This is a genomic window from Vibrio sp. Y176, from assembly GCF_033438945.1.
On record NZ_JAWOQS010000003.1, the window covers coordinates 175,538 to 193,607 of the forward strand.

General features: G+C 45.4%; 16 protein-coding genes. 4 read left to right on the forward strand and 12 right to left on the reverse strand.

The annotated features are described in order from the left end of the window. Positions 1–121 precede the first annotated feature (121 nt). Genes R7O13_RS09125 through R7O13_RS09135 form a run of 3 tightly spaced genes read left to right on the forward strand, consistent with a single transcriptional unit; the run spans position 122 to position 4,877 of the window. Entirely contained in the window at positions 122–3,298 is a 3,177-nt protein-coding gene (locus tag R7O13_RS09125) for a response regulator (protein WP_080276910.1), read from the forward strand. Positions 3,299–3,307: 9 nt separating this feature from the next. After that, complete coding sequence (locus R7O13_RS09130; protein ID WP_138939931.1) at positions 3,308–3,784, forward strand: hypothetical protein; 477 nt, start codon at positions 3,308–3,310, stop codon at positions 3,782–3,784. Position 3,785: 1 nt separating this feature from the next. After that, positions 3,786–4,877 (forward strand): sulfate ABC transporter permease, encoded by a 1,092-nt coding sequence (locus R7O13_RS09135; RefSeq protein WP_213866570.1) that lies wholly within the window; start codon positions 3,786–3,788, stop codon positions 4,875–4,877. 146 nt (positions 4,878–5,023) lie between these two features. Here R7O13_RS09135 and R7O13_RS09140 read toward each other — a convergent pair whose 3' ends face one another. From R7O13_RS09140 to R7O13_RS09155, 4 genes are all read right to left on the reverse strand, one after another. Next, entirely contained in the window at positions 5,024–5,335 is a 312-nt protein-coding gene (locus R7O13_RS09140) for a hypothetical protein (RefSeq protein ID WP_005377799.1), read from the reverse strand. A 202-nt stretch (positions 5,336–5,537) separates the two neighbouring features. Continuing rightward, positions 5,538–5,972, reverse strand: a complete 435-nt coding sequence (locus tag R7O13_RS09145) for a DUF962 domain-containing protein (protein ID WP_005377800.1) — start codon at positions 5,970–5,972, stop codon at positions 5,538–5,540. A 119-nt stretch (positions 5,973–6,091) separates the two neighbouring features. Continuing rightward, the gene (locus tag R7O13_RS09150; protein ID WP_017633985.1) at positions 6,092–6,445 is read right to left on the reverse strand and encodes an MmcQ/YjbR family DNA-binding protein; all 354 of its coding nucleotides are present in this window, start codon (positions 6,443–6,445) and stop codon (positions 6,092–6,094) included. A 23-nt stretch (positions 6,446–6,468) separates the two neighbouring features. Next, entirely contained in the window at positions 6,469–6,951 is a 483-nt protein-coding gene (locus tag R7O13_RS09155) for a MarR family winged helix-turn-helix transcriptional regulator (protein WP_017633984.1), read from the reverse strand. 110 nt (positions 6,952–7,061) lie between these two features. Here R7O13_RS09155 and R7O13_RS09160 point away from each other — a divergent pair, with 110 nt between their 5' ends. Next, positions 7,062–7,949 (forward strand): DMT family transporter, encoded by an 888-nt coding sequence (locus R7O13_RS09160; RefSeq protein WP_042522534.1) that lies wholly within the window; start codon positions 7,062–7,064, stop codon positions 7,947–7,949. A 132-nt stretch (positions 7,950–8,081) separates the two neighbouring features. Here R7O13_RS09160 and R7O13_RS09165 read toward each other — a convergent pair whose 3' ends face one another. From R7O13_RS09165 to puuR, 8 genes are all read right to left on the reverse strand, one after another. After that, the gene (locus R7O13_RS09165) at positions 8,082–9,578 is read right to left on the reverse strand and encodes an EAL domain-containing protein (RefSeq protein WP_225495599.1); all 1,497 of its coding nucleotides are present in this window, start codon (positions 9,576–9,578) and stop codon (positions 8,082–8,084) included. Positions 9,579–9,923: 345 nt separating this feature from the next. Next, positions 9,924–11,195, reverse strand: a complete 1,272-nt coding sequence (gene gabT, locus R7O13_RS09170; protein ID WP_206957281.1) for a 4-aminobutyrate--2-oxoglutarate transaminase — start codon at positions 11,193–11,195, stop codon at positions 9,924–9,926. 14 nt (positions 11,196–11,209) lie between these two features. Continuing rightward, entirely contained in the window at positions 11,210–12,637 is a 1,428-nt protein-coding gene (locus tag R7O13_RS09175) for an NAD-dependent succinate-semialdehyde dehydrogenase (protein ID WP_262634176.1), read from the reverse strand. A gap of 54 nt (positions 12,638–12,691) precedes the next feature. Further along, a complete protein-coding gene (aguA, locus tag R7O13_RS09180) occupies positions 12,692–13,774 on the reverse strand; it encodes an agmatine deiminase (protein ID WP_262634177.1) in 1,083 nt (360 codons plus the stop codon). 12 nt (positions 13,775–13,786) lie between these two features. Beyond that, positions 13,787–14,653 carry an N-carbamoylputrescine amidase gene (aguB, locus tag R7O13_RS09185; RefSeq protein ID WP_005485617.1) on the reverse strand — a complete coding sequence of 289 codons (867 nt, stop codon included), beginning with the start codon at positions 14,651–14,653 and terminating at the stop codon, positions 13,787–13,789. A gap of 17 nt (positions 14,654–14,670) precedes the next feature. After that, positions 14,671–15,948, reverse strand: coding sequence for an FAD-binding oxidoreductase (locus R7O13_RS09190; RefSeq protein WP_318303649.1), 1,278 nt, complete (start codon positions 15,946–15,948; stop codon positions 14,671–14,673). A gap of 37 nt (positions 15,949–15,985) precedes the next feature. Then, positions 15,986–17,470 (reverse strand): aldehyde dehydrogenase, encoded by a 1,485-nt coding sequence (locus tag R7O13_RS09195; protein ID WP_318303651.1) that lies wholly within the window; start codon positions 17,468–17,470, stop codon positions 15,986–15,988. Between the two features lie 35 nt (positions 17,471–17,505). Then, positions 17,506–18,063, reverse strand: coding sequence for an HTH-type transcriptional regulator PuuR (puuR, locus tag R7O13_RS09200; protein ID WP_005377813.1), 558 nt, complete (start codon positions 18,061–18,063; stop codon positions 17,506–17,508). Positions 18,064–18,070: the final 7 nt, after the last annotated feature.

An 18,070-nucleotide genomic window follows, 5' to 3' on the forward strand; every position in this document is an offset into this window, starting at 1 on the left:
TAGTACTCGTAATGCAATATCGGTCACACTTCCCCCACCTCATTAATATGAATTTTCTCTTAAAATCTAACATCTGAGATAAATAAACTACACTTTTCATATCAACTTATTGGATATGGAAATGCGCGTGGTAGGAATCTTTTCTTGGAACAACCTGTCGGTAAAACAAAAGCTATTTGGGTTGGTTTTGCTGCCAATTTTATTGTTGCTTGTCCTCGCGGGTAAACATGTACAAAGCCTTTCTATCCAGGCTCAGGAACTACAAAAAGCACAGTTATTCTCTGTCTACATAGACCGCGTATCTTCGCTTTATCACCTACCGAATAACCCTGATGTAATAGATAAGCAACTAAAAACTCAGCAGATATCTCAATTGTTACGCGACACCGCTGCACCAGTATTCGGTGAAAACGCTGAGATACTAAACCAGTTGACAAGCTTTGAGGAAGCAACCCTCTCGATGCTCTCTTCGCAAAATCAAGAAGAAAAGTTAGATGCGGCAGAGTGGCGAGCTGATACGTTCAAAGAAATCCTCATGAGCTTAGACAAAGTCTATTTTAGAAATGTGAGTTATGAAACAAACACTCACCTTTCTTCTTTGATGCAACTTGAATGGTTGATGTTTTGGTCTACTGAAGAGCATAGATTAAGCGAATATTTGATTCGATCTTCAGAGGAAAATAACGAGTATGACCTCACAACACAGGCTTCTATCCAATCTTTAATCCAGAACCAACAACTATTTCTAGAGCGTTTTGTGACGCTAAATGCCAATCAACAACAAGTAGATCTGCTCATTGAGACGTTTACGGGTGAAGTCTTTATCAAAAGCCAAGAGTTTCGTGCTTATTTATTGCAACCAGCTCAACTCAAATCATTAACCCCGGATGAGATTGATGCGGGGTTATCTGCACTCAACAAACGCTTATCGTTATTACAAAGTGTTGACGACAAAATGGAACAACAGCTGAGTGATGATATATCAAAGACAATCAACACGACGACACAGCACCGCTTTACCTTTATCGCAATGATGAGCCTTTTAACGCTGTTGGTCGTAAGTTTAACGCTAAGATTGGTGCGAAAAGTTACTGGAAACTTGAATCTAGTCCTCAAATTTCTCAGTAACGAAAGCAATGAACAAAGTAACACTGAAAATTCACCTCTTGCTCAACTAATAAAGGGTAAAGACGAGCTGAGTAAGTTTGCTCGAGAGGTAAAAAAGCTTAGTGATGAGCGGATGTTGTCCAGACTAAAGCTCACACAAGCTAAAGAAGATGCAGAACAAGCAAAAGATGATGCAATTAAGGCGAGTAAAGCCAAAAGTAGCTTTTTGGCCAACATGTCCCACGAGATCCGCACGCCGCTAAATGGCGTTATTGGTATCTCTGAAGTCTTATCCGATACTTCCCTGACTGCCACACAACGCGATTACGTCGACACGATTGAAACCTCCTCCCAACTGCTTTTGAGTTTAATTAATGACGTTCTAGACTTCTCAAAAATTGAATCTGGGATGTTGCTCATTAGCCCACATTCAACTTGTGTTCGAGAGTCTATCTATGACATTGCTTCTATCATTTCACCGAAAGCAAAGGAAAAAGGCATCGATGTGCAAGTCAACATTAGCCGTAACACGCCTTACCACGTAATGTTGGATGACCATCGTATACGCCAAGTTGTCATGAACTTCATGTCTAACGCGGTAAAATTTACCGAACAAGGCAGTGTAGAGCTATCGGTCATCACCCGCGAAATTAAAAATGGTGAAGCGGTCATCGAGTTTTCCGTTAAAGATTCTGGGATTGGTATTGATGCCCAGCAGCAAAAGAAAATATTTGCTCCATTTGCCCAAGAGGATAACTCTACTACCCGACAATTTGGGGGAACTGGACTTGGGCTTGCCATTAGCACGCAATTAGTTGAGCTAATGGGTGGAGAAATTCAACTTGAATCCGAGAAAGGTAAAGGCAGTCGCTTCTTCTTTGAACTAACTGCTCCTGTTGTGACGCAAGAGTTTAACGCTTATCACGCTCTGAATCACAACGATATATGGATTGTATGCAGCAGTACTCAACTAGAACAAAAACTGCGTAACGAGTTAAGTTTTTTCAACATCAATATAACGCAGTCAGTAGATACCTTAAGTGCGTTGCCAACGTGGATTGATAACGAGCGCGTTATCGTTATTCATGTAGAAGCATCACCAAATGCAGCGGCGATGCATATCGATGAGATAGAAAGCCTTTGTAAACGAAACATTCGTGTCTGCCTCATCAAGCACCTTCATAGCCCACAATTCGACTTTAGAAACAGTATCAGCGCCTTGGTCACTCAGCCACTACTAGGGCAGCGCTTAATTAAAGCACTTGAAAGTTGTGCGGCAAATTTCTCGCACGCACAACAAGAGAGCACTTCAGCGCAACATGTTAAATCTCTGCCGAAAATTTTGGTTGTTGATGACAATACGGTCAATCAAAAAATCGCGGGGCTACACGTCACAAAAGCTGGCTTCGACTTTGATGTCGCTGTAAACGGACAAGAAGCGGTTGAGAAATTTCAACAGAATCAATACAGCCTAATTTTAATGGACTGCATGATGCCCGTAATGGATGGATTTGAAGCCACCCAAATAATTCGTCAAATAGAAGTAAAAGAAAAACGCGCTTTCAGAATTCCGATTATTGCTCTAACGGCAAGTGTGGTCGATGACGATATACAAAAATGCTTTGACGTTGGAATGGATGACTATGTGCCCAAACCGTTTAAAGCAGGGTTGCTTAAAGAGAAGTTAGATAAGGCAATTGGGTTACGTGTTTCCAACACGACGCCTGCTGAACCACACCAAGAGAACACCACCCCCGATAAAACTCATGAACTACCTGCAAGTTCTGAGCAACCAGAAGCAACGGTAACGCCTATTCGCTCCGAACGCATCTTGCTTGTCGAAGATAATAGAGTGAACCAGAAAGTGGCTTCTCTATTGCTATCTAAAGCAGGCTATCAATTCGAAGTCGCAGAAAACGGACAAATTGCAGTCGAAATGTTCCAAAAAGATGGAAAGTTTGATGTTATTTTGATGGATTGCATGATGCCCATAATGGATGGGTTTGAAGCTTCTAGGCAAATTAGAGCTTATGAAGCGAGTAAAGGATTAGCTAAGACGCCCATTATCGCATTAACAGCAAGCGTCGTTGATGATGATATTCAACGCTGCTTTGATTCAGGAATGGATGCCTACGTACCAAAGCCTGTGCGCAAAGAAAAACTGTTGTATCAAATTGAACAAGCAATGTAGGTGGATTCTATGAGTAGAAATCATTCTCGCGTTGCTTTTCCTTTGCGTTACATAAAACGCTATCTGTTCATTCTGATTGCCCTTCTTTCATTAAATTGCCAAGCTCTCGCTGCAGAGAGCTACGCCGTTTTCTCATTTAATGACGAATTCTCTCCGCTCACTGTCAATAAAGCGCGAAAGTTGTACAGAGGGAAGACGCAACTTTTACAAGGCCAGCGAATTGAACTCTCTGACTGGCCTGCGACATCAGCAGAAAGAGCTGAGTTCTATCGTTATCTTCTCAACAAAAATTTAGCGCAAATGAACGCGCATTGGGCAAGCTTGTCTTTTTCAGGTAAAGCTAGACCGCCAAAAGTGATTGCACGCTCCAGCATTGATGACCTCATAGCATGGATGCAAGAGAAGCCGAATAGAATTGGTTATGCCCCAACATCGAGCGTCCCTAGTAATGCTCATGTTTTATGTGTGGTTAGCTCGGAGAATTGATATGAAAAAATATTTAACCATGTTATCGCTGAGTATCGCGACCTTTCCGAGCTCAGCCACGATTGAGCTAACAGAACAACTTTCTTTAAGTGGTTTTGGCTCTACGTCGTGGGCAAAATCCGATAACCCAACTACGGTACTAGTTAACCGCTTTATTGGCGATGAATCTTGTTTCGATTGCGATACCACTTTCGGCATGCAGCTCGATTATTTTCACAAGGCATTTCGGGCATCCGCACAAGTCGTAAAGCGCCCGCAAGACCATTGGAGCTCGCCTCAGCTCGAGTGGGCGTATTTGGCTTATACCTATAAAGACATAGAAATACGAGGAGGACGCTTAAGACTGCCACTGTTTTTGATGTCTGAGTACAACTATGTCGGCCACGCTTTTACCCAAGCCCGCCCACCGAATGAAGTATATGACAGCATTCTAGGTATCACGGCTTATAACGGCCTATCTGCACGCTGGATTCATGACCTCAATGAGCAAGTCGTACTTACCGCCATGCCGTTTGTCGGGTTTAAAGACAATAGTGACGTAACCATCAATGAACGTACTGAATTGGAAATTGAGTCAAACAACACTGCAGGGATGAACTTAACGCTAAGCGGAGAGAGTTATCGTTGGAATTTTTCCTACCTCCACGGCGATTATGATCAAACAACGACGCTCTCTAACATTGAGCAATCCACTCCCGGTGGCGGAACCACAATCATTGACCGTCTAGTTGAAACAGAAAAAAACAACACGATCGATCTGTTTTCTCTAGGGTTAAGATACGAGCTCGATAACATTGTGATTATGGCAGAAGGACAGACCAGCAATCTTTCCTCATCTTGGTACGCGACAACAAGTTATAATGTAAACAAGCTGACTCCTTATATTGTTTACGGTCAGCAGTTTAATAATCGGGATAAAAAAAGTGGAGACAGTTTCTTACTCGGGTTGAGATACGACCTAGATTACAACGTTTCCCTGAACGCAGAATGGCAAAGGTTCAACGCCTACAATAATAGCTCTGGCGCGTTTTCATCAGCCCCAAAGGATGACAGTGCGAGCCTTTATACGCTAATGCTCAACTTCGTTTTTTAATGTTTCTTACAGTACCAATTTCCACAACACTGGGGGCTGTTGTATTAAGAAGGCTTTTTGCAACACGTAACTAAACGCTAAACGACTGGAAGGGATAGAATCGATCAGATAGGTAAGTGGCAATCCAAACAGAGACAAAGGTTACTCTATTTCGGTTTGTTTTGATTGCCTTTTAACCGCTTTTCTTTGCGTCGCAGTGCCCGGAAAAACTTTGACTCTTCGTGGTACCAACCAAGGACACTAATTGGGAAGCCCACGAGCATCATAATAAAAACATCCGCAGGGAGTTGTTCCCAAATGTCGCTTAAAGAATGCAGCTCTCCAAAAATGAACAAACCGATGACTTTACCAAGCAGTAATGCACAACAAATCATAAAGAAGGACTTTAATATATAGTGCCATTTGCCTTTTTTACGCTCTTCTCTCCAATAGGCATATTTATATTGTCGGTCGTACATTCATCCCCCTAAAGTAAACTTGCCGTAAGTTTAAGTATCTCGATAGCGTAAAGTGCGTTGGCACCTCTTTAATCATAGTGCGTATCTAAAGTGAATGCTTGTCGTGGCAATAAGAAGGAGAGGTATTCTGTAGTAAGAGCTACAAAATCTCTGAACGTTATATGTCTTGTGTAATTCGGATGATGCCTGATTTTGCTTATCGCTAGTGTTTTCTGAACACCCAAATCGGGCCGATGAGTAGAAACTGTAAATCCTCAAAAAACGACGGTTTTTTACCTTCAATCTTGTGACCGATAAATTGCAATATCCACAATACGCCAAACAAGAGCATAGAAATATGCAGAACGGGCAACATCAATACCTCTAGCGACCAAATAAGGCCAATGCACGCTAATGTGTAGCCGATCATCATCATGAATACACTCAGAGACAAACGAAAATAGAAAACCCAAGTGGGGATCACCGCTACCCAAACCCAATTAAGTTCGAAGCCTAATAATGAAATCTGGGGAATCGACCAAATAAGTCCAACCACAGAAAGGTAAATACCTGGAACTGCGATTGTGTGAATCTTTTGGTTGATAGGGTTTTGGTGACTCTCCCCGTATTCTTTTAGCCATTCAGATAATGCTCGCATATCATTCCCCTTTTCCACCTTCTTATTCTTATATAGCCCGAGGATGAAAAAGGTGCGAATTTTTCCGTAAAGGCTACGAGCAACGAGCGACAAAACAACAGAGGCCAGTGCGTTGCCGATTACTCACCAAGCAACGCTCGTTGTGCTTTCGGCAGCTTGGCAACGACAAGAGCATAAGAGCGTTCACACAAGTCTTGAATCAACCCATCCTCGACATCACCGTTAAAATAAACCGTTATCCAATGACGCTTATTTAAGTGATAACCTGGGATAATGTCCGTAAACTGCGACGTTAAGACTTCTCCATCTTCTGGTTTTACTTTTACGCTGACATACTCCCGACCGTTTCTCTCTGCAATGATGGCAAACATCTTGCCTTTGATTTTGTAAACAAGCGCTTCAGGCCCAAATGGGAAATCGCTTTCTGCACACATGAAGGTACTTAAGTATTGTTCTAGTTCTTTGCTTTTCATATCCCCTACCTCCTTCTGCGTTCTCACTCAAATTGTGGCAATAGCAATTTTAACGCCTGGTTAACCTGCTCTTTTTCATTGCCTTCTAAACCATGCAATAACGATTGCTGAACGTCTACATGCTCCAAAATTAGCTTGTCAATTAAGGTTAAGCCTTGCTCTGTTAGTTCAACGGTGACGCTACGTCGGTCTTCTTTACTATGGGTTCTGGTAATAAACCCTTTCTTCTCAAGTTTATCTAAGCGATTAGTCATCGCACCCGAAGTGAGCATCATCGACTCTATTAACGCTGAGGGAGTAAGACAATATGGTGAACCAGCTCGACGCAGTGTCGCTAACACATCAAATTCACCCATTTTCAGGTCGTACTTCTTATGTAGCTCGGCGACCCTAGATTCCATGTGTTTTGCAATTCGCATTAGTCGACCCATTATTGCCATCGGTTCAGTGTCGAGGTCTGGCTTCTCCCTAGCCCACTGCTCTACCACTCTATCAATTGCATCCATTATTTCTCTCCAAACATCATATATTTTTTATTTTAACATAAAGATACTTTACAAAAAGCCACCTTGCCGATATCGTTACATTTAATTATCTCTACATAAAGATATTTAACATGAACATTTTACTTGCGATGATTCCTGCCTTTTTTTGGGGGACGACTTACGCTGTTACTCAGTTTACTCTACCGGACTGGCCTCCCGTTTTACTTGGCGCTCTAAGGGCACTGCCTGCGGGTCTTTTGTTGCTGGCAATAAAGCCCTCGTTTCCAAAAAGAAGTGAGTGGAAGGTGCTGCTTGTTTTAGGAACCATCAACATCGCTTGCTTCTTTGGTCTCATTTTTGTCATGGCGTTGACGCTTCCTTCTGCCATCTCTGGTGTTGGTATGGTTTCGGTCCCCGTTTTTGCAATGCTGTTTGGTTGGGCGGTCTACAAACGTCAGCCTAGTGGCATTCAAGCAATAAGCGGCGCAACTTTGATTGCTTTAGCTTGGTTCTTATTTGATCCTAGCTCTATTTCTCTCGAACCCGTGGGCTTACTTGCGATGATCTCCGCCATTATGTGCATCGTGATAGGAAGTAGCGTAACAAAGTCACTAGGTACAAAAATGCACTGGTGGACAGTGCTAACATGGCAGCTCATTTTGGGTGGCGTGATTATGTCTATCGCAACAAGTGTGCTGGCGATAAACAATCCAGAGCCATATGTTACGGTCGTTCAGGACGTATCCATGACGAATATTCTAGGGTTACTGTGGGTAATTATTCTGAACACCGCATTAGGGTATGGCATGTATGTATGGTTATTGCAGCGGATGTCGGTCGTAGATTTTACCTTTGGTGGTATTGCAAACCCAGTCGCAGGCATTGTTTCGGGCCTACTGCTATTGGGGGAAACGTTCACTCCTCTGCAATACAGCTTAATGCTAGGAATGATCGTAATGTCATTACTACCTCAGCTCATTACGTCGATCAAAGCGAAAAGAGCCGCACTCTCCTCCTAAGTAACGTTAATTCCTAACACTCTAGAAGTAATGAGAGTGTTAGGAATCCTCAAGTGTGACCCCATCAGCAGAAATCAGCGCTAACCTAGGCAACTGACACCTTTAAAACGGTACGTTTTGACGTTATGGCTGTTAAGCGCTTGCAAGGTTAGTCAGGGGCTCTGGTTTAGCGTAAACATAACCTTGAATAAGGTAAATCGCATGCTGAGCCAGGTATTCGACTTGAGCCTGGCTCTCTACACCTTCTGCAATCATCTCACATTCCGCTTTGTTCGCTGCAGACACAATTGAGTCCAGCACTTTCAACTTTTGGTCGTCAGATCCTATTGGATCAATGAACATCTTATCCACTTTTACACACCGGATGCCCAAATCTTGTAGGTAAGAAAAGCCACCATATCCGGTACCAAAATCGTCAATTTTGAACTTGTAGCCTTTATTCGTTAAATACAAAATCTCTTTTTTCGCGGCCTCAGTGTCTTTTACTGGTATTCTCTCGGTCAATTCAAAATGAATTCTATTCGAGATTGGCCAATTTAACTCCGACAGCAACTTCGTTAATACACCTGACTCTAAATGGGAGGAAACAATATTGATACTGACCCACGTATGCTCGGGTAAGTCACTTAAGTCTTGTATGATTTTACGAATAAGCTGATTCGTCATCGGAATAATCAGGCCACTTTCTTCTGCAGCACCAATAAACATATTTGGTGGCACCATTCCATCACGTCGCGACCATCGAATCAGAGCTTCATATCCTACTGTCTTACCATCGCGACTATCGACAATCGCCTGGTAGTAAGGAATAAATTCTGCATTACTAATCCCATTTTCAATTAGACCTGTAATGGATTTTCTCAAGCTTTTACCAGATATGTATGCAAAGGCAGTCACAAGACCTGCAAGCACACTTACAAGACCGCCCCACAAAAGTACTCTTTCCTGAGCATAATTTTTAAGTTTTTCACCGCTGTATATCTTGATGAGCATGTTGGCTTGAGACTCTCCTGAAAAGAAAAACTCTTTTGAGAGTGCGTTTTCTTCTCCTGCAATATTCGCTTTGCCACGGCTTATCGTTAAATCACCAAATATTGGTTCATCATACTTAAACTCTACAAATAGGCAGTCTTTGCAAGGCGTTTTTATTACCTCGTTAACCCAACTGTTATCAAGTACCCAGAAGACTTCAACGTGTTCATTATCATAAATGACCATCCACTCTATTTGGTCATTCTGTTGCGGCAAAATAAGTGATGCGAAAAAGTTTTCATCCATCTGAAATCGTTCACTACTAGATGGGCGAGACACTTCACTACCAACCGTGGAACACGTTTTTCCGCCTTCTGTGGTCATCGCAATAAAACGAATGTAACGGTTATAAAAACGTGGGTCGCGTAAAGTTCTTACATCACTATCACTACAAGTAAAATCTAACTGAGCAATCTGCTTCACTATTGCTCCGTCCAAATAGGCAGACCTTTGATTTAAATAATCTACGTAAGCATCTATTTTCGACGCTTTTACCGAGTTGACGTAAAAGTTGGTTATCGAATGAAAGGCCACTACAAATATGGCGATGGGAACTAAGCCGAGTAAAATGGCATACTTTGTATTCTTTGTTATCAAAGTTCGTCCTGCTAATCTGTCAAGCAACCTAAGTGGGATATGAATACTATCTCATTTTTATAGTCCAAAAAGTGAGGAATGACGCTCAATAAAATTATAGACTCAAGTGGCTTTCAGATGTCGGGATTTAGAATGTGAGCACCAAACCACATTCGAGGAGAACAAAGTAGCGACTAAGTGAAAAGTAAGAACGAGCCCAACTGTTAAGTCATCCGTAATAAAAGTGACAACTTGGATCTTGAGCAATACTTTTTAGATAGGCAGCAGATACGCTAAAAAACAAAAAGGAAACGATTGATGCCAACCGCTTCCTTTATTTGTTATTGCTATTTAAAAGTGCGTGAATTACGCCACTTCAAGAATCACTTTTTCCAACTTATCTAGGCCTTCATTTAGCACGTCAGATTCGATGGTCAGTGGAGGTAACAGACGAATCACGTTCGCTTTTACCCCACAAGAAAGCAGGATAAGACCATTTTCTTGCGCTTTAGAAATCACCGATTTGGTCATCTCTTGTAGCGGCTTACCTGATTCTGGGTCAGTAAATTCAATCGCCATCATCGCACCCGTAGTACGGATTTCACCAATAGCAGGCACAGATTGTTGCAGTTTGGTCATACGTGCATTGACCACTTCACCGATGCCCATCGCTTTAGCACACAAATCTTCTTCTTCGATGATTTTCAGCACTTCAAGACCAGCAACACAACCGAGTGGCGAGCCTGCATAAGTACCACCTAAACCACCAGGCAGTGCGGAGTCCATTACATCCGCTTTACCAACAACAGCTGAGATTGGGAAACCACCAGCAATGCCTTTCGCCATTGTCATTAGATCGGGTTCAATGCCTAGGTACTCCGTCGCAAACATTTTACCGGTACGGGCAAAACCCGTTTGGATCTCATCCGCAATCAGCATGATACCGTGCTTGTCACACAGTTGACGCAAGCCTTGTGCAAACGCTTCAGGTGCTTTGTAGAAGCCGCCCTCACCTTGTACTGGCTCGAAGATGATCGCCGCAACACGTGATGGTTCAATATCACAAGCAAATAGATCGTCGATCGCTTGTAAACTTTGCTCAACGCTGATGCCGTGAAACGCATTTGGGTACGGCGCGTGGTAGATTTCGTTCGGGAAAGGACCAAAGCCCGCTTTGTACGGCGCAACTTTACCAGTTAACCCCATAGTCATGTTTGTGCGACCATGAAAGCCGCCTTTAAACGCTATCACGCCGCTACGGCCTGTATGAGCGCGTGCCACTTTTACGGCATTTTCGACCGCCTCGGCGCCAGTAGTAAGAAAGATCGCTTTCTTCTTAGTCTCACCTGGTGCAAGTTCTGTCAGCTTTTCAGCCAGCTCAACGAATGACGCGTACGGCGTAACCATCGCGCAGGTGTGCGAAAAGTTATCCAACTGAGCTTTTACCGCTTCGCTAATGCGCTTGTGAGAATGCCCGGTGTTAGTCACCGCGATACCCGCTGCAAAGTCGATGTATTTGTTGCCTTCGATATCCCATACGTAAGCGTTTTCTGCTTTCTCGACGTAAAGTGGGTACAGTGCGCCCATGCCTTGAGCGATAACTTGGCTTCTTCTTTCGTGTAGTTGTTGGTTTGTCATTGTTTTGTCCTTAATTAGTTGCCGCCAAAGCAGAGATATTTCACGTCCATGTATTCATCGATACCTTGTTTTGCTCCTTCACGTCCGATACCGGACTGCTTAACACCACCGAAAGGAGCCACTTCAGTAGAGATCATACCTTCGTTAATGCCGACCATGCCGTATTCGAGCGCTTCTGCGATTTTCCAAACACGGTGAATGTTTTGGCTGTAGAAGTACGACGCGAGACCGTAGATGGTGTCGTTCGCCATTTCGATCAGCTGTTCGTCGCTGTCAAAACGAATCACTGGCGCGACAGGGCCAAAGATTTCCTCGGAAACAATCTTCATGTCGTGAGTAACGTCTTTGAGAACCACTGGCTGCATAAATAGACCATCGAGCTTTTTAAGTTCTGAAACCGGCTTCGCGCCTTGCTCGATAGCACCATCGATCAACGCTTGAATGCCTTGCTTCGCTGACTCGCTGATCACTGGACCAATGTTGACCCCCTCTTCCAATCCGTTACCAACTTTGAGCTGCTGAACCGCAGCGTCAAACTTAGCAACGAATTCGTCATACACTTTGCTGTGTACATAGAAACGGTTCGCACAAACACACGTTTGGCCTGCGTTACGGAACTTCGACGCCATCGCACCCGCCACGGCTGCATCAATGTCGGCATCATCGAATACGATAAACGGCGCGTTGCCACCGAGCTCCATTGAGGTACGTTTAATGTCCGCCGCGCTTTGCTGCATCAGCACACTACCAACTTGGGTAGAGCCAGTGAAAGACAACTTACGAATCAACGGATGCGAAGTGAAAATAGCGCCTACCTGACGTGAATTTTCACCCAGAACCACTTGCAGCACATCGCGAGGGATACCCGCTTGATAGGCAAGCTCTGCGACCGCAAACGCAGACAGCGGCGTAGATTCAGATGGTTTTACGACAAAGCTACAACCGGCCGCTAAAGCTGGCCCTGCTTTGCGCGTGATCATCGCAATTGGGAAGTTCCACGGTGTAATCGCACAGGCGACACCAATTGGCTGTTTGATGGTCACCAAACGCTTGTCCGCACTTGGGGCAGGAATCGTCTCACCGTAGGTACGTTTCGCTTCTTCAGCAAACCATTCGATAAAGCTCGCGCCGTAAAGCACTTCACCTTGAGCTTCAGCCAGCGGCTTACCTTGCTCTAACGTCATTAAGCGGCCAAGGTCGGCTTTGTTTTCTAACAGGAGTTGGAACCAACGATTGAGCATGCCAGCACGCATTTTTGCTGGCAGTGCCGCCCATTCTTTCTGCGCCACACTGGCGCGTTCAATGCCATTTAAAATGTCGTTTTCGGTTGAGACTGGTGCGTACCCGAGGAGTTCTCCGGTCGCCGGATTAGTCACTGCAATGCCCTGTTGTGGGTTCGCTACCATAAACGAAACAAGGGTTTGGTTTTGTATCTGTTGCATGGTCATTCCTTTTGACAACTCATCATCGCCGCTAAGCTAGCGGCGAGTTTATGTTTAAGCAGGGATCTGCTGCGTAATGCAGTGAATGTTCCCTCCGCCAAGTAAAACCTCTCTCGACGGTATCGCGATGATTTGGTACTCCGGCATCGCGTTTTGCAAAATATCGATCGCCATAGCGTCGGTCTCTTCGTCCAGCATCGGCAAGAACACATGCTCGTTGACGATAAGAAAGTTCGCATAAGAGGCACTTAGGCGTTCGCCAGCTTGTCGACTCATTCCTGAACTGGCGTCAATGCCATTGGCTTCGCGCTCGCTGTAATGCAACGGACCCGGTAATGGCAAACGGACAATTTCAATCTCGCGCCCTCTCGCATCGTGCTGAGATTTCAGTACTTGTTCCGCTTGACGAGACAACGCGTATTGCGGATCGCTTGGGTCGTCGGTCCAACTTAGTACCACTTTACCCGGTGCGATAACGTGCATCAGGTTGTCGATATGGCCGTCTGTTTCGTCATTGAATAAACCATTTGGCAACCAAATGACTTTTTCGATACCGAGGTACGCCTTTAACTGCTCTTCGATTTGCGCTTTGCTCAACTGCGGATTACGTCCTGGGCTGAGTAAGCACTCTTCTGTGGTGTAAAGCGTGCCTTCACCATCGGTGTGAATCGCCCCACCTTCAAGTACAAACGGAGCGCGGTAATAATCTATACCGATGATGTCGCACACCGAACCAGCCACAAGATCGTCTTGTTGCCAGTTATCGTAAAGCCCGTTGTATTCGCCGCCCCACGCGTTAAATTGCCAACTAATCCCACGGCGCTCGCCCGCCTGATTCACGAGCACGGTCGGTCCAATATCGCGCATCCACGCATCGTTAAATGGGATTTCCACCAAACGTACGTCTGAATGGAGCATTTGACGCGCTCGGTCAAAGTTGTGCGAGCATACCGCCACGCACACCTTGGCCACTTCCGCGATTAAGTTCGCGATTCTGGCAAAGGTTTCTTGCGCGGGTAATGCGTCATCACGCCAGTTGTCTTTCCTTTCTGGCCACGCTAGCCAAACTTCACTAACCGGCTGAAACTCAGCCGGAAAATAGAAGCCATCTTGCGCTGGTGTTGTCGATAACTTCATTTTAACGCCTCTTTAAACAGCTAGTTTTCCAACGCTGGTGTAAAGGTCTGGACGACGGTCGCGGAACAAGCCCCATGCGTGACGCGCTTTCGCTGTCGCAGCGAGGTCAATTTCTGCGTAAATGATGGTTTCACCTTCACGTGGTGCTTCGGCAATTTTTGCGCCAGTGTGGTCAGTGATAAAAGAAGAACCGTAGAACGTGGTCTCGATACCGTCATCGACCTCAGTACCTACTCGGTTTGACGCGATGACTGGAACGAGGTTTGCTGCCGAGTGACCTTGCATTGTACGTTGCCAGTGGTCACGTGAATCCAACGTTGGATCTTGAGGCTCAGAACCGATTGCAGTTGGGTAAAAAATCGCTTCCGCGCCGTGCAGAGCCAAGCTGCGAGCAAGCTCTGGAAACCATTGGTCCCAGCAAATGCCAGCACCGAACTTACCGAACTTGGTTTGCCACACTTTGAAACCGGTATCGCCAGGGCTAAAATAGTACTTTTCGCTGTAGCCTGGGCCATCAGGAATGTGTGACTTGCGGTAGTTATCTAGTACCGTGCCATCGGCATCTATCATCACTAGCGAGTTAAAAAACGTGTTGCCCGCTTTTTCAAAGTAGCTGACAGGAATAACCACGCCGAGTTCTTTCGCCAGTGCGCTCATTTCCTGAATAAGGTGGCTATTTGCCGTCTCTTCTGCGAGCTCGAAATACTTCGCTTCTTGTTTTTTGCAGAAGTAAGGCGCGGCGAACAGCTCTTGAGGAAGAATCACGTTCGCACCGTTTTGTGCTGCTTCACGAATCGCCTTTTTGGCTTTAGCTAGATTTTCTTCCAGATCCCAGCTTTTCGTCAGTTGAAGGGCTGCAAATTTCACTACTTTGCTCATTGGATATTCCTTATCTCTTAAATCGCCAGTTTGTCACGTAGGTTATAGTAAGCCGCGCCCATTGCCGTAAACGGAATTTGGAAGTAGCGGCCCCCCGGGAAGGAGTAATGTTTCAGTGCAGCAAACGCGTCAAAGCGTTCTGCGTGTCCGGTCAGAGCTTCGGCCAGCAACTTACCTGCTAGGTGAGTACACGTTACACCGTGACCGCTGTAGCCTTGTAGGTAGTAAATGTTGTCTGCAAACGAGCCAAATTGCGGCATGCGTGAGTAAGTCAGCAAGAAGTTACCCGTCCAGGTGTAATCAATCTTGATGCCTTTCAATTGTGGGAAGACTTTCTCCATCTTCGGACGAATCAATGCTTCAATGTTTTCTGGGTCACGTGCGCCATAAACCACGCCACCTCCGAATAACAAACGCTTGTCGGCGGTTAAGCGGAAGTAGTCAAGCAAGTAGTTACAGTCTTCAACGCAGTAGTCACTGGTTAGCACTTGTTTTAACTGCTCATCACTCAAAGGCTGAGTCGCCACCACTTGTGTGCCGCACGGGATCGCTTTGTTGCTGATGTTTGGTGCCAAACCACCAAGGTAGGCGTTACCTGCCAGTACCACGTACTTGCTCTTCACGCTGCCTTTCGCCGTTTTCACTACTGGGTTAATCCCTTTGTCAATCGACACGACCGCCGACTGCTCAAAGATTTGACCACCTAGAGACGTAAACGCAGCAGCTTCACCCAATGCCAGTTTAAGCGGGTGAATGTGACCACCGCGCATATCCAGTAAGCCGCCAGTGTATACTTTAGTGCCTACCGCTTGTTCTACCTCTCCTGCGTCAAGCAGAGTCAGTTGGTCGTTGCCGTAACGCTCCCAGTTCTTCTTATGTTCTTCTAGCCCTTTGAGTTGTTTACTGTTCAGTGCCGTGAACAAGCCGCCTTGCTTGTAATCACAGTTGATGTCGTATTTGTCGATCAGGCCACGGATGATATCGCCGCCTTCAAAAATCATATCGCACAGAGCTTTAGCTTGGTTTTGGTCGTAACGGCTTTCAATCACGTCAACATCTCGGCTGTAGCTGTTAACGATTTGGCCACCGTTACGACCAGTTGCTCCAAAGCCCACTTTTGCGCTTTCTAGCACAACGACTTTAAAACCTTTTTCTGCAAGGTGTAGTGCAGAAGAAAGACCAGAAAATCCCGCACCGACTACACACACATCGCACTCGATGTCGTTTTGCAACTGTGGGTATTCCGGCATGTTTGGCACAGAGTGCGCGTAGAACGAATCCGTATGCTTGTTCATAGAACTATTCCTTTATTTATCGTAATCGTCAGCAGGCTTAAGGATGGAGGCGAATCCAAGTGGTTTTGGTTTCGGTGAATTTTTCAATCGCGTGGAGAGACTTGTCTCGACCGTTTCCGCTCATTTTGAATCCACCAAATGGAACCGTCATGTCACCTTCGTTGTAGTTGTTAACCCAAACCGAGCCGGCTTGCAGTCGTTTTGCTACGCGATGAACGCGGTTGATATTGCTACTCCAGAGTGCCGCGCCTAAGCCGTACTTCGAATCGTTAGCGATCTCGATTGCTTGCGCTTCGTCTTTGAATGGAATGACACACAGCACCGGACCAAAAATTTCCTCTTGGGCGACACGCATCTTGTTGTCGACATTGTCTAAAATGGTTGGGGAAACAAATGCACCTTGCCCATCGACATCGCCGCCACAACGTACGTTTGCACCTTCTGATTCACCTAACGAGATGTATTCCAACACTTTTGATTTATGATCTTGATCGATAAGCGCTCCCATGGATGAACTTGGGTCCATTGGGTCTTTTGGCGTGAACGCTTTCGACGCTTGAATAACTTTTTCTAAGAACTGATCTTTGATGCTTTCGTGAACAAGCAGGCGGGTTGCCGCGACGCACACCTCACCTTGGTTGTAGAAACACCCTGCGGCGGTTTCTGCTGCTGCGCGATCTAAATCATCACAATCTTCAAACACGATGTTCGCGTTCTTGCCGCCCGCTTCTGCAAACACGCGCTTTAGGTTGCTCTCACCCGATCTGACCATCAGTTGGCCTGCAATACGCGTCGAGCCTGTGAAGGCGATGCAGTCTACGTCTTGGTGTTTCGCCAGCGCGTCGCCAGCTTCATGACCAAAACCCGTAATGACTTGGAAAACGCCTGTTGGTAAGCCCGCTTGAGAAGCAAGTTGACCTAGAAATATCGCGGTGAGAGAAGATTTTTCTGACGGTTTTAGAATCACGCTGTTACCAGCGGCTAAAGCAGGACCAAGCTTCCAGCACGCAAGCCAAAGGGGGAAGTTCCACGGTACAACCGCAGCAACCACACCAATTGGTTGATGAGAAATAAAAGCGTGTACATCTTTTTCGGTTGGGGCAACTTCGCCGTATACTTTGTCGATCGCTTCGGCGTACCAGCGTAAAGAGTTTGCTGCGCCAGGAATATCGGTAGAGAAGCTGTGAGAGATAGGTTTACCAGTATCGAGAGTTTCTAATAGTGCTAACTCTTCTTGGTGTTGCTCAATCAGCTCAGCTAACTGTTTAAGCACTGCTTTGCGATGAGCTGGGCTGCTTTCACTCCAGATACCAGATTGAAATGCTTGGCGAGCGTATGATACCGCGAGGTCGACATCTTCACTTTGGCAACGGGCGATTTCGGTGAATATCTCGTCTGTTGCTGGGTTAACTACCGGGATGGTTTGCCCTGTTAAAGCGGCACTGTATTCACCGTTAATGTACGCCCTGTTTTCGATGTTTAGATTGTTTTTTAGCTCAATCCATTGCTCTTGGGTTTTCATACGCTCTCCTTGTGATCACACAAGGCAAGCCCCCACTAAAATGTGGTTGGCGTATGCGCACTTATCATTCGACAAGCCTTGTCTGTGTGATTTGTAAATCGATGGGGCTTCGTCGTATCAATAATGTACGACTCGCCCGCTGTTATGACATGAGATTGCCCTTTATATTCCAGAGTGATTTCACCCTCTAATACGGTGCCAATCTCTTCGCCTTCGTGTTTGATTTCTGCCGCACCAGTGGTTCCATAAGGTGCGTATTCCTCGATCAAGAATCCGATGACTTGATCTTTGTCGCCATTCGTTACCAGTTTCATGGACACCGTCTCGCTCCCGATTTCCACAAGATCTGACGGCTTGATGACTACTTTCACTTCATCGTTCGAAGGTTGTTCAAAAGTGAAAAACTCTGATAACGATAAAGAAAATACATTAACGATTTTTTGTAGTGAGCTGACCGACGGGCTCACTTTGCCATTTTCAATGGATGAGATTGCACTGTGGGTAATACCAGCGCGCTCGGCTAGTTCCCTTTGTGACAATCCATGTTTTTTTCGTAACTGAACAATATTTTTACCAATCTCTTGATTGTCCATTCATACA